The 13629-nt window shown below is 46.1% G+C and carries 13 protein-coding genes; 3 read left to right on the top strand and 10 right to left on the bottom strand.

All coding sequences use genetic code 11. The annotated features are described in order from the left end of the window. Positions 1-186 precede the first annotated feature (186 nt). Both A8O14_RS07670 and A8O14_RS07675 read left to right on the top strand, forming a co-directional pair. Entirely contained in the window at positions 187-717 is a 531-nt protein-coding gene (locus A8O14_RS07670) for an META domain-containing protein (protein WP_082913141.1), read from the top strand. Positions 718-739: 22 nt separating this feature from the next. Beyond that, entirely contained in the window at positions 740-1186 is a 447-nt protein-coding gene (locus A8O14_RS07675; protein ID WP_068948965.1) for a hypothetical protein, read from the top strand. A gap of 47 nt (positions 1187-1233) precedes the next feature. Here A8O14_RS07675 and A8O14_RS07680 read toward each other — a convergent pair whose 3' ends face one another. The 5 genes from A8O14_RS07680 to A8O14_RS07700 form a co-directional block, all read right to left on the bottom strand. Further along, positions 1234-3021, bottom strand: coding sequence for an acyl-CoA dehydrogenase (locus A8O14_RS07680; RefSeq protein ID WP_068948966.1), 1788 nt, complete (start codon positions 3019-3021; stop codon positions 1234-1236). A gap of 40 nt (positions 3022-3061) precedes the next feature. Beyond that, on the bottom strand, positions 3062-3997 hold the full coding sequence (locus A8O14_RS07685) for an electron transfer flavoprotein subunit alpha/FixB family protein (protein WP_068948967.1): 936 nt from the start codon (positions 3995-3997) through the stop codon (positions 3062-3064). After that, positions 3998-4747 carry an electron transfer flavoprotein subunit beta/FixA family protein gene (locus A8O14_RS07690; protein ID WP_068948968.1) on the bottom strand — a complete coding sequence of 250 codons (750 nt, stop codon included), beginning with the start codon at positions 4745-4747 and terminating at the stop codon, positions 3998-4000. A gap of 86 nt (positions 4748-4833) precedes the next feature. Beyond that, the gene (locus A8O14_RS07695) at positions 4834-6486 is read right to left on the bottom strand and encodes an acyl-CoA synthetase (protein ID WP_068948969.1); all 1653 of its coding nucleotides are present in this window, start codon (positions 6484-6486) and stop codon (positions 4834-4836) included. A gap of 43 nt (positions 6487-6529) precedes the next feature. Beyond that, the gene (locus A8O14_RS07700; RefSeq protein ID WP_068948970.1) at positions 6530-7450 is read right to left on the bottom strand and encodes a histone deacetylase family protein; all 921 of its coding nucleotides are present in this window, start codon (positions 7448-7450) and stop codon (positions 6530-6532) included. Positions 7451-7533: 83 nt separating this feature from the next. Between A8O14_RS07700 and A8O14_RS07705 the strand changes: the two genes are divergently transcribed. Next, on the top strand, positions 7534-8796 hold the full coding sequence (locus A8O14_RS07705; protein WP_068949776.1) for a lytic murein transglycosylase: 1263 nt from the start codon (positions 7534-7536) through the stop codon (positions 8794-8796). 5 nt (positions 8797-8801) lie between these two features. On the opposite strand, the gene cysM is transcribed toward A8O14_RS07705, so the two are convergent. The 5 genes from cysM to A8O14_RS07730 form a co-directional block, all read right to left on the bottom strand. Continuing rightward, a complete protein-coding gene (gene cysM, locus A8O14_RS07710; protein ID WP_068948971.1) occupies positions 8802-9713 on the bottom strand; it encodes a cysteine synthase CysM in 912 nt (303 codons plus the stop codon). A 41-nt stretch (positions 9714-9754) separates the two neighbouring features. Then, positions 9755-10180, bottom strand: coding sequence for a ComEA family DNA-binding protein (locus tag A8O14_RS07715; RefSeq protein ID WP_068948972.1), 426 nt, complete (start codon positions 10178-10180; stop codon positions 9755-9757). A gap of 87 nt (positions 10181-10267) precedes the next feature. Further along, positions 10268-11287 (bottom strand): ADP-glyceromanno-heptose 6-epimerase, encoded by a 1020-nt coding sequence (gene rfaD, locus A8O14_RS07720; RefSeq protein ID WP_068948973.1) that lies wholly within the window; start codon positions 11285-11287, stop codon positions 10268-10270. Continuing rightward, entirely contained in the window at positions 11284-12213 is a 930-nt protein-coding gene (gene rfaE1 / locus A8O14_RS07725) for a D-glycero-beta-D-manno-heptose-7-phosphate kinase (protein ID WP_068948974.1), read from the bottom strand. Before rfaE1 ends, rfaD begins: the two co-directional genes overlap by 4 nt. A 41-nt stretch (positions 12214-12254) precedes the next feature. Next, positions 12255-13619: a UDP-glucose dehydrogenase family protein gene (locus A8O14_RS07730; protein WP_068948975.1), complete on the bottom strand. Its 1365-nt coding sequence runs from the start codon at positions 13617-13619 to the stop codon at positions 12255-12257. Positions 13620-13629 lie beyond the last annotated feature (10 nt).

The raw sequence follows: 13629 nt of genomic DNA on the forward strand, positions 1-13629 counted from the left end.
TACAACCCAATGAAATTTCTACAAAAATCTTGGGCTCCAGCTCACCAACTAAACGTACGGTAAAGCGGAAAACCTCATATTCTAGACGAAAACCCCTACCTCTTCCACCTATTTAAGCGTCTAAGCCAGTAGAATAGAATTCAGATCAATAAAAAAAATACATATAAATCAATAACTTATAAAAATATGTCCAATCAAACACCCCAATTCACCCCCAATACAGGCGCGCTAAATCTCCTTTGGATCACGCTTTCTTGCCTTGGGTTGGGTCTTTTGACTGCATGCGCAAATGTGATTCCACCCTGTGGCGCCAAAATTAGCCCGCCAAGCAGTGAGCTACGCAATACAAAGTGGGAGCTCACCCGTTGGAACTTGCCACCCAATAGCTATGGGGAAGTACGCGCCCGCCAAATCCCCCAAGGTGACGCCAGCAATCCTATTCAAATTAGCTTTGATGCAAATGGTAAGCGTATTAGTGGATCAACTGGGTGCAATCGCTTTACCGCCGAACTGGATGAAGATACTAGAGGCTTTAGTCTGAGCAAAATTACCAGCACGAAGATGGCCTGCACTGCACAACGCATGGAATTAGAAAATGATTTTTTATATGAACTCAATGACTACCGCAGCATCGTTCGCAACGGCGATCAATTGCTGATGATCGGCACTGATCGTGAGGTCCTTAGTTTTACTCAACGCCCTGTAAGCAATAAATAAAGTAAAGAGTATTAACACCATCATGAAGAAATCCAAACTACTATTTTGTGCACTCGGATTATTTTTTCCAGGCACAGGTTTAAATTGTTTTTACCTACAGGGAATCAAATCTTTCTGGGCTTGGACTCAGTTGCTCGCATTGTTTGGAGGCTTTGTTGGTTGGGGTCTACTCAAAGATGCTCACTTTAGCTCTGGCCCTGGTTGGGTACTACTCACCTTTGGCTTTATTGCAATAGAGGCAAGCTGGCTCACTACGATTGCCTTTGGTCTGCGACCTGATCAAAAATGGGATGCCCAATTTAATCCCGGCATTGCAACACATGAGCGCAGTCAATCAGGTTGGCTAGTGATCCTGACGGTGATTTTCTCACTAGTTCTGGGAGCTGGCGTCATGATGACCTTCTTAGCGATTGCTTTTGAGCAATTCTTTATTTCACAACTCCAAGAAGCCAGAAAGCTATCGCAGTAATATCGGATAGCTTTCGCAGGTATTTCTAGGTTGACCTGAGTAAAACCTTAGAACTGCTCTACTTCCAATGCATTGGTAGAGTAACCGCCTTCAACAATTGAAATGGCCAGGGCTTGTGCTTGCGGTAATAAATTTTCTGCAAAGAAGCGAGCTGTTGCAATCTTAGTGTTGTAGAAAGTAGGATCGGTATCGCGCAAACGTTCTGCTGCCAATAAGCTACGTGCCATTTGCCAGCCGCCTAAGACCAAGCCAGATAAACGCAAATAAGCAAAACTACCAGCGTATACCGCTTTGGTTTCAGTCTTTGCATTCGCTAAGATGTAAGCAATCGCTTCCTCAAAGGCAGCGCGTCCAGCCATTAACTGCTTCAGCACTGCTCTAGCATCGGCACTGCCGCTAGCAGCGAGCTCTTTTTCGGTTTCGGCAATGCTTTGTGAGAGTACTTTTGCAGTAGCGCCGCCGTCACGCACGGTTTTTCTACCAACCAAGTCATTTGCCTGAATTGCAGTTGTACCTTCATAGATCGTCAGAATGCGAGCATCACGATAGTGTTGTGCTGCGCCAGTCTCTTCAATAAAGCCCATACCACCATGTACTTGCACGCCTAAGCTAGCAACTTCAATCGACATCTCTGTGGAGAAGCCCTTCACAATCGGCACTAAAAATTCATAAACAGATTGATTTGCTTTGCGTATCGCCTCGTCCGGTGCGGCATGTTGTGCATCGTAAGCAGCAGCAGCGTAGTAGGCCAATGCCCGAGATGCTTCTACATAAGCGCGCATGGTCATTAACATCCGTTTCACATCCGGCTGATGAATAATCGCTACAGGACCAGCAGAACCTGCAAGGTCACGACTTTGCACGCGATCTTTAGCATACTGCACTGCCTTTTGATAAGCGCGCTCTGCTACAGCAATGCCTTGCATACCCACTGCAAAACGCGCAGCATTCATCATCACAAACATGTATTCCAGGCCGCGATTTTCTTCGCCGACTAAATAACCAATCGCACCACCGTGATCGCCAAACTGCAGAACTGCGGTTGGACTCGCCTTAATTCCTAGCTTATGCTCAATCGATACGCAATGCACATCATTACGCTCACCCAATGAGCCATCCGCATTGACTAAGAACTTAGGCACTACAAATAAGGAAATGCCTTTAACACCCTCTGGTGCATCAGGCGTTCTGGCCAACACCAGGTGAACAATATTCTTGGCCATATCGTGTTCACCATAGGTGATATAGATCTTAGTGCCAAATATTTTGTAAGTGCCATCACTCTCAGGCACAGCCTTAGATCGCACCATAGATAAATCAGAACCTGCTTGCGGTTCAGTGAGGCACATGGAGCCAGTCCACTCACCAGAAATCATGCTCGGTACAAATTGCTCTTGTAACTCTGGGCTTGCTGCGGTTAGCAGCGCTTCAATCGCGCCATCAGTCAGCATCGGACACAAAGCAAATGACAGGCTGGCCGAGTGAACCATTTCAAAACAGGCGGTAGCAATTAATTTTGGTAAGCCTTGACCACCAAACTCTGCCGGATGAATTACACCCTGCCAACCAGCAGCAGCAAATTGTTCAAATGCCTCTTTAAACCCAGGGGTTGTAGTAACAACGCCGTCTTTTAATGAGCTTGGATTTTGATCACCTGGCCAGTTAAGAGGAGCCACAACATCTTGATTGAACTTTGCTGACTCTTCCAGGATTGCTGGAGCCAAATCAACATCAGCACCAGCATCTGCATAAGATGGATAGGCCACCACATCAGATAGTCCCGCTAATTCATTCATCACAAACAACATGTCTTTAACGGGGGCTACGTATGGCATTACAACTCCTATGAATTCAAATTAAATGGGCTATTGAAAATTACGAGAGTGCTTTTGTTAATTCTGGTACTGCTGTAAATAAATCAGCAACTAAGCCGTAATCAGCTACACCAAAGATCGGGGCTTCTGGATCTTTGTTAATGGCAACGATCACTTTGGAATCTTTCATGCCGGCTAAATGTTGAATCGCACCAGAGATACCAACAGCTACATACAACTGTGGAGCTACGATCTTGCCAGTCTGACCAACTTGATAGTCATTTGGAACATAACCAGCATCGACTGCAGCGCGCGAAGCACCTAAAGCAGCACCAAGTTTGTCAGCCAGCGGAACAACTAGTTCTTGATATTTTTCACCTGAACCCAAACCGCGACCACCAGAAACAATGATCTTGGCAGCAGTAAGTTCTGGGCGATCGGACTTAGTCAGTTCACGACCAACGAAAGAAGACTTACCTAGGCTATCGGCGACAGCCACTTTCTCAACCGCAGCAGAACCACCAGTGGCAGCTACTGGATCAAATCCAGTCGTACGTACTGTGACGACCTTTACAGGATCGCCAGACTGAACAGTAGCGATTGCATTACCTGCATAGATTGGACGCTCAAACGTATCAGCGCTAACTACTTTAGTAATATCAGAGAGCTGAGCAACATCAAGCTTGGCGGCAACGCGTGGCAAGACATTCTTACCAGATGCTGTTGCAGGAGCAAGAATATGGCTATAGCCACTAGCCAGAGAAAGAATCTGCGCCGCTAAAGGCTCCGCTAGTTGATCGGCAAGATTTGCTGCATCAATCTGAATGACTTTGCGCACACCAGCAATTTGAGCTGCTGCAGCTGTTGCGGCATCAGCTCCACTACCAGCGACCAGCACATCCACCTCGGCAGAGCATTTCAAAGCCGCAGCAACTGCATTTAAAGTGGCCGCTTTTAAGGATTGATTGTCGTGTTCAGCAATTACAAGAGCAGCCATTTAAATCACCTTCGCTTCATTTTTGAGTTTTTCAACAAGAGCGGCAACATCAGCAACCATCACACCAGCGCTACGCTTGGGTGGCTCTTCTACTTTTAGGGTTTTCAGACGTGGAGTAATATCAACACCCAAATCTTCAGGCTTAACGACATCAATAGTCTTTTTCTTAGCCTTCATGATGTTCGGTAAAGTCACATAACGTGGCTCATTAAGACGCAAGTCAGTGGTAATGACTGCTGGCAATGAGAGCGCAATCGTTTCCAGGCCGCCATCGACTTCACGAGTCACAGTAGCTTTGCCATCAGCGACTACTACCTTAGAAGCAAAAGTCGCTTGAGGAATATCCATCAAGCTGGCTAACATCTGACCAGTTTGATTGCTATCGTCATCAATCGCTTGTTTACCGAGGATGATGATTTGTGCTTGTTCTTTTTCAGACAGGGCCTTCAGAATTTTAGCGACTGCAAGCGGTTGCAATTCAGCATCAGTCTCAACAAGGACGGCACGGTCAGCGCCAATCGCTAGGGCTGTGCGTAAAGTTTCTTGGCATTGAGTCACGCCCGCAGTAACGACGACCACTTCAGTGGCAACACCAGCTTCTTTGAGTCGTACCGCTTCCTCAACTGCAATCTCATCAAATGGATTCATACTCATTTTGACGTTAGCAATATCAACGCCAGAGTTATCTGACTTCACACGAACTTTGACGTTGTAATCAACAACGCGCTTCACAGCAACTAAGATCTTCATCTGACTTTCACAATCCTCAAATTCTTCAAAAGCAATATTTATCTAAAAAAACGAGTAACCCCTATTTTACCGCCCCCACTACTGAACTAGACGTCAATAGCAGTGGCCGATCCTGCCTGCTTGCGCAGTTCAAACTTCTGAATTTTGCCGGTCGATGTCTTGGGTAATTCACAGAACACAATCGCCCTGGGCACCTTGAAGCCCGCCAAATGTTGCTTGCAGTGAGCGATGATGTCAGCAGGCGTTACCTCCATTCCAGACTTAATCTCCAAGAATGCACAAGGAGTCTCTCCCCACTTCGGATCTGGCTTAGCAACCACTGCAGCAGCAATTACTGCTGGGTGACGATAGAGAACATCCTCAACCTCAACAGAAGAAATATTTTCTCCACCAGAAATAATGATGTCTTTGCTGCGATCCTTCATCTTCACGTAGCCATCAGGATTCATGACGGCCAAGTCGCCAGAATGGAACCAGCCGCCCTCAAAAGCTTCTTTGGTAGCTTTCTCATTCTTAAGGTATCCCTTCATCGCAATATTGCCCTTGAACATAATCTCGCCCATGGTTTCTCCATCAGCAGGAACAGGCCTCATTGTTTCCGGATCCAAAACAGCAATTGCTTGTTGCATGTGATAACGCACGCCTTGACGTGCATTCAAGCGAGCGCGCTCACTGATATCTACATCATCCCATTCATCTTGTTTTACGCAGACAGCAGCAGGGCCATAGACTTCAGTTAAGCCATAAACATGGGTTAAATCAAAGCCCAACTTCTCCATGCCTTCAATAATCGAAGCGGGTGGCGCCGCACCAGCAATTAAGCCCTTGACGCCTGCTGGGACACCCGCCTTGAGCTCATCAGGAGCATTCACTAAAAGGTTATGCACAATCGGTGCTGCACAGTAGTGAGTCACACCATGCTCTTTAATAGCAGCAAAAATATGTTGGGCATCTACGCGACGTAAGCAGACATTAACGCCGGCACGGGCGGCAATAGTCCACGGGAAACACCAGCCATTGCAATGGAACATTGGCAAGGTCCACAAATACACTGGATGTTTATTAATGTCCCAATCAAGCACGTTAGAGACGGCGTTAATGGCGGCGCCACGATGGTGATACACCACACCCTTAGGGTTACCGGTAGTTCCCGATGTGTAGTTTAAGCAAATGGCTTGCCATTCATCGACTGGGACTTGCCATGCAAACTTTGGATCGCCCTCTGCAAGTAATTGCTCATAAGTGAGTTTTCCTAACTTCTCACCAGGGATGTCATATTCATTTTCTTCAACATCGATGACCAAGAATTCACGGCCAGTTTCTTTCTTAGCGATTTCAAGAGCCTTCTTCATGACCCCTGAAAACTCAGGATCCACAATTACAACCTTTGCTTCACCATGACCCAACATGAAAGCAATCGACTCTGGATCTAAACGGGTATTCAAAGCATTCAAGACTGCACCCGCCATTGGAATGCCAAAATGCGCCTCAACCATTGGAGGTGTATTTGGCAGCATCACCGCAACGGTATCACCCAGACCAATGCCGTGCTTTTGCAAAGCACTTGCCAAGCGGCGACAACGCTCATACGTCTGCGACCAAGTTTGACGTAACTTGCCATGAACGACTGCAATCTTATTTGGGTAGATCTCTGCGGAGCGCTCTAAAAATAGGAGCGGAGTAATTGGGGTGTAGTTAGCGGGATTGCGATCTAAACCTTGTTCATAAATATTTGCCATCTTGTTCTTTCAATAACAGTATTGCTTTTAATTGTTTGATTCTTTAAATATCCGCCAATGCTTTCACGTGAGCAACAACACTGCGGCCCAAAGCAGATAAGTTGTAGCCGCCTTCTAAGCAACTCACAATGCGATTGTTTGCATACTGATGTGCAATCTCCTTCAAGCGCTTAGTAATCCAGACATAGTCATCCTCAACTAAACCCATTTGACCCAAATCATCCTCACGATGTGCGTCAAAGCCAGCTGAAATAATGATTAACTGAGGCTCAAAGTTTCGAAGTACTGGCAACCACTTTTCCTCAACAATAGAGCGCACAACATCACCACGAGTGGCCGCAGGCAAAGGCACATTCACCATATTGTTGGCATGATCAAGGCCGCTATAGGGATAAAACGGATGCTGAAAGAAGCTGCACATTAAAACACTGGGATCATTAAAAAATGCTGCCTCAGTTCCATTGCCATGGTGCACATCAAAATCAATAATGGCGACTCGCTCGATGCCATAGGTTTCCATGGCATAACGTGCGGCAATCGCCACGTTATCAAACAAACAAAAACCCATTGAACGGGTTGGCTCAGCGTGATGGCCTGGAGGCCTTACAGCGCAAAAGACATTTTCAACCTCACCCTTCATGACAGCATCAACACCAGCAATCGCAGCACCAGCAGCACGCAATGATGCTTGCCATGTATGGGGATTCATAATCGTGTCACCGTCGAGCATGGCATATCCACTTTGTGGAGCCTGCTCTTTGACAAAAGCAATGTGATCAGGGCTATGTACTAACTCTAGTTGATCTTCGCTAGCTAAAGGAGCATCTAAGTGATGTAAAAAGCGATCCACCCCGCTACGAATCATTTGATCATTAATCGCTTGAATGCGTTCAGGGCACTCTGGGTGATGACTACCCATCTCATGTTTCAGAAAGTCTGGGTGAGTTATGTATCCTGTTGTCATTAGCTGAAATCCTCAATAGCAAAACTGTATTTTTTATAATCTAATTAATTGTGCTTAATTCTCAAAAAACCTTATCCTGGCGCATGAGCTCTCGTGCCTCCTGCCTGCTACTAGCGCTTCTACTTGGCGCCTGTTCCAGCACCCCAATTCAACAAAGTAATACCGCCCAACCCATCGTAAACCAAGCCGATGATGCGGCTACTGAAGCGCGCTATAGCCAAAATCTGAGTGCTTTACTAAACCAGGTCTCGCAAGCCCAAGAAATCCCGCTTCAGACCTTGGAAAACGGCTTCCTTGATGCTAAAACGATTCCATCTATTCGCAAATTGGTATTACCCCCATCGGGCACTTTTAAGAAAAACTGGCTGGCTTACCGTAAGCGCTTTATAGAGCCTGTACGCCTGAAGGCTGGAAAGGCCTTTTGGGAGGAAAACCAAGCCTTTTTGACCCAGGTTGAGCAGAATTCTGGTGTGCCAGCAGGGATTATTGTGGCCATTATTGGAATTGAAACCATTTATGGACGGCAAACAGGTAATTTTCGGGTCAAAGACGTTTTATCTACCTTAGCTTTTAGCTATCCAGACACACCTAATAAGCCTGCACGGGAACAGTTATTTAAGGATCAACTCCAAGAACTCATCTTGATGTGCTGGACAGAGGCTGGGGGCAAACTACCAGCAAAGAACAATACTCAAGGCCTTAACCCCACGCGCTTTAACACTTGCCTCAATCAAAATAGTTCATATGCAGGTGCAATTGGCTTGCCCCAATTTATGCCAAGCAGCATTCGTAACTTTGCGGTCGACGGTGATGGGGATGGTCGCATCGACCTCAAACAAAGTCCCAAAGATGCAATCGCTAGCGTAGCGAACTTTATGAAGAATCACGGTTGGCAAGCAGGCATGCCCATCTCCTTCCCCGTACAAGAAAATGCCATACCAATAGCAAAGCAATTGGCAGATGGTGAACCTCAGCTCAAATACAGCGTCGCTGAGCTGATTGAAAAAGGGATCCTATCGCCTTCTCAAGGCGATCTGCAACGTGGTGGCGTAGAACCCCAGAGTAAGGCATTGATTGTGGATCTACCCTATCCCGATAAAGATGGAACTGATCAAGCGCAGTACTTTGTTGGTTTAAATAATTTTCTAACCATTGTGCAATACAACCGCAGTTACTTCTATGCGCAAAGTGTTGCAGAGTTTGCAGAAGCTCTAGGCTACAAGAATCAAAGCGTGGTTCCAGTTGAAGCCACAATGAAAGCCGAGGATCAAAAAGGTGCTACAGAAAAATCTAAGAATAAGAGCACTAAGAAATCTACTGCCAAGAAAAAGTCTAAGACTAGCTAAGCTGATTAAGCGGGGAAAACACCCGTTGAGAGGTAGCGATCGCCGCGATCGCACACAATAAAGACAATAGTGGCATTTTCTACCTGACGAGCAATACGTAGAGCCACTACCAAAGCTCCGCCAGCTGAGATACCGCAGAAAATACCTTCTTCAGCCGCCAAACGCCTTGCCATATCTTCAGCATCTGCCTGTGTGACATATTCAATTCGGTCAACGCGATCGCCTTGATAGATCTTTGGCAAATACTCTGGCGCCCACTTTCGAATACCCGGAATCTGCGAACCTTCTTCGGGCTGTGCCCCAATAATCTGAATCTCTGGGTTCATCGATTTGAGGTAAGTAGATACGCCGGTGATTGTTCCAGTAGTGCCCATCGCAGAAACAAAATGGGTAATCTGCCCATCTGTATCGCGCCAAATCTCTGGGCCGGTGGTTTCAATATGCGCTCTAGGATTATCTGGGTTAGCAAACTGATCTAGCAATCTGCCGCGGCCTTCACGCTGGAGTTGCAAAGCATAATCTCTTGCAAATTCCATCCCACCAGATGCTGCAGTCAAAATAAGCTCTGCACCATAGGCAGCCATACTTTGACGTCGTTCAACACTTTGATTTTCTGGCATGACCAAGATCATCTTGTATCCCAGCATGGCAGCAGTCATTGCTAAGGCAATACCAGTATTACCACTGGTTGCTTCAATTAAAGTATCACCGGGTTTAATTTCGCCACGCTCTTGTGCACGCATGATCATCGACAGCGCAGGTCGGTCTTTCACCGACCCGGCTGGATTATTACCCTCTAACTTACCTAGGATCACATTTTTACGATGCTCGTTTTCCAAACCAGGAATACGCTGTAGCCGTACTAATGGGGTATTGCCTACAGTTTGTGAAATCGTTAGGTAAGAAGGTTTACTCATGGACTCATTTTAGCCATAAGCAAGCCTATACCCTGAAGGGTTTAATTTCGGCGATGTGGCGTCGTACGCTCTGGCTGATTGCGATGACCACCCTGATTACGCGAATTGCGTCTGCTAGAGGCTCCGCCCTCCTTCTTGGTGCGGCCATTGGGCTCCCGAAAAGAGCTTGGCGCCTCTATGGTTAATCCGTTATCCACCATCTTTTCAACCGATCTCATGCCAATACCACGCACGCGTTTTTGTAAATCATTAGCATCTTGAAAGTGGCCACCATCGGTGCGCTCGCTAATGATGGTTCTTGCTTTAGATGGGCCAATTCCTTTAATGCTTTCCAATTCAGACTGAGTTGCCGTATTTACATTGATTGGTGAGGCATAAGCAAGCCCCAAAGAAGTCAATGCCAGAGCTGCTGAAACTAATGCCGAACGAATAAAGCCTGTACTTCTAGAATTGAAATTTCTTGTCATGTCTTCTCCATAGTAAATAAAAAATCCACGGACACAAAGTGCACGTGGATGGTTTACAACGAAGAAGCTGGTTTTGGGTTGACTGCCTTACAGTGGGTTTGCCAAGAAACCAGAATTGGCTTCTAGCCACTCAATATAACGACCGACACCTTGCTCAACATTTAGGAAGGGCTCTGTGTAGCCTGCAGCGCGCAGTTTTGTTAAATCCGCTTGAGTGAAACATTGATATTTTCCTTTGAGTGCATCTGGGAACGGAATGTACTCAATCGCTTTTTCTTTTACCAATTCTTGCAGGGTAGCTGGTTGTGCTTTATCTAGCTTGCGCATTGCATTTGCTACAGCATGGGCAACATCGTTAAATGGCTGCGCACGTCCGCTACCTAAGTTGAAGATACCGCTAATTTCTGGATGATCCAAGAAAAACAGGTTTACCTTAACGACATCTTCTACAGACACAAAGTCACGGCTTTGTTCGCCAGCACCATAACCACCATACTCACCAAAGAGTTTGACATGCCCATTGGCTTTGTATTGGTGATATTGATGAAAGGCAACCGATGCCATGCGACCTTTATGGGACTCACGTGGGCCATATACGTTGAAATAGCGAAATCCGACTACTTGCGCAGTATTCGCATTTTCAGCAAAGCGCTTGCGCATGACTTGATCAAATAAGAATTTAGAGTAGCCATAGATGTTTAGTGGCTTCTCATGTTCACGACTCTCAACAAATACATCAGAACCGCCATAAGTTGCAGCCGAAGATGCATAGAGTAATTGCACTTTTTGAGCCGTGCAGATGTCCAGCAAATCCATGGTGTAGCGATAGTTGTTCGCCATCATGAAAATACCGTCAGTCTCCATCGTGTCAGAGCATGCGCCCTCATGGAATACTGCCTGTACCTTGCCAAAGCGACCACTTCTAAATGCCTCTAAAAATTCATCTTTATCGAGGTAATCAATAATGTCTAAATCAGCGAGATTACGATACTTATCCGCAGGACGCAGATCGTCTACGGCAATGATGTTTTTCTCACCACGTGCATTGAGGACCTGAACAATGTTCGCACCAATAAAACCAGCGGCGCCAGTTACGATAATAGTCACTGTAATTCCTCTGAAGTAACGGTAGCTGTACCCAGCTTCCCAACCACAATACCACCAGCACGATTGGCTAAAGCCATTGCCTTTTCTAATGGCCACTTCGCAGCCAAGGCAACCGCTAAGGTTGCAATCACCGTATCGCCAGCGCCTGAAACATCAAATACCTCGCGTGCCTGAGCCTTGACGTGACTCACACCTGCATCGGTATATAAACTCATACCCTCTTCAGAGCGCGTCAATAACAATGCCTCTAAGTTCAGTGACTTTCTGAGGTCTTGTGCTCTTTTAGTTAAATCTTCTTCGCTGGTCCATTGCCCTACTACTTGGCGCAACTCGCTACGATTTGGTGTTAACACAGTAGCACCACGATACTTTTCGTAATCCTCGCCTTTAGGGTCGACCAAGATCATTTTGTGTTGTGCTCTCGCTTGCTCAATCATATGAGCCACTTGACCTAAGGCGCCCTTGCCGTAATCAGACAGAATCACCACATCAGCAAAACCTACTAATTTTTCAAAACGCTCGAGCTTATGTGCCAAGGCTTTTTTACTAGGGGTTTCTTCAAAATCTAAACGGATTAATTGCTGCTGACGTGCAATGACGCGCAACTTAACAATTGTCGGTACGTCTGCATCAACCTCAAGTTGACTATCAACACCACCAGATTTCAGCAGATCAATGACTCGCTGCCCTGGTTCGTCTTTGCCAACAATTCCAAGAATTGTGGTCTGAGCGCCTAAGGCAGCAACGTTACGCGCTACGTTGGCAGCGCCACCCAGACGCTCATCAATCTTGCCAACCTGAACTACTGGGACTGGCGCCTCAGGAGAAATACGATGGGTATCGCCAAACCAATAACGATCCAGCATCACATCACCCACTACCAGTAGGCGTGCTTTGGAGAATTGTTCACGATTCACTTTTTCCATTTGAATACTTTTTATATTTCTATTGCTGTTTCGATATGGACTTAATTATGTCGCCCAATGCCATGGTATTCAATACCCAACTCTTCCATGGCTTGTGGCTCATAGAGATTGCGGCCATCAAAAATAACCGGGCGAGTCAGTTTTTGTAAAACAGCATCAAAGTCGGGGCTACGGAACGCCTTCCACTCTGTCACGACAACTAATGCGTCACAACCGTCCAATGCAGCCATTGGATCATCAACCAAAACAATCTTCTTCAGACCCTCTGGATTTCCCTTAAAGTCCAAATCAAAGCAATGTTTTGCTTCTGGCATCGCTACTGGATCATGGGCCACTACTGTTGCGCCACGCTTTACCAGTTCTTGAATAATCACTCGACTTGGCGCTTCACGCATATCGTCTGTATTGGGCTTAAACGCAAGACCCCATAGAGCAAACTTCATATTGGAAAGATCTTTACCAAAACGTTTTTCAATCTTCTCTACCAATACATACTTCTGGATTTCATTCACCGCTTCAACTGCATCCAGAATCTTCAAATCACGTCCATGCTCTTTAGCAGTTTTAGATAAAGCAGAAACATCTTTCGGAAAGCATGAGCCTCCATAACCTGTACCAGGATACAAAAACCCAAAGCCAATTCGCGAGTCTGAACCAATGCCTTGACGTACTGCTTCAATATCCGCACCAACTAAATCTGCTAAATTGGCCAATTCATTCATAAAGGAGATACGAGTAGCCAACATGGCATTTGCAGCGTACTTCGTTAACTCAGCACTCTTCACATCCATGTAATAAGTACGCTCATGATGACGATTAAATGGTGCATAGAGTTTGCGCATTTGCTCTTTAGCACGCAGACCTGCTGGCGTATTTTCAGTACCGATCACAATACGGTCTGGGCGCATAAAGTCTTCAACAGCAGCGCCCTCTTTTAAGAACTCGGGATTAGATACTACAGAGCAGAGCTCTGCAGACAAACCTCTTTTGTCTAACTCTTCAGTAATTGCTGCTGATACTTTATCGGCCGTTCCAACTGGGACAGTAGATTTATCCACAATCACTTTTGCAGTAGTCATATGTCGGCCAATATTGCGTGCTGCCGCAACAACATATTGAAGGTCAGCTGAGCCATCTTCATCCGGGGGTGTACCTACAGCAATAAATTGAACATCGCCGTGCGCAACTGAGGCCGCGATATCAGTTGAGAACTGCAGACGACCAGCAGCACGATTGCGCTCAATCATTTCCTTCAGTCCGGGCTCATAAATTGGAACACCACCAGAATTAAGAATCTCAATCTTCTTGGGGTCTAAATCTAGACAAAAAACATTGTTCCCTTGTTCAGCAAGGCAAGCTCCAGTAACCAAACCTACGTAACCACTGCCGATAATTGTAACTTTCAAGCGAGCTCCT

This window comes from Polynucleobacter wuianus (assembly GCF_001659725.1).
In the GTDB taxonomy this organism is placed as follows: domain Bacteria; phylum Pseudomonadota; class Gammaproteobacteria; order Burkholderiales; family Burkholderiaceae; genus Polynucleobacter; species Polynucleobacter wuianus.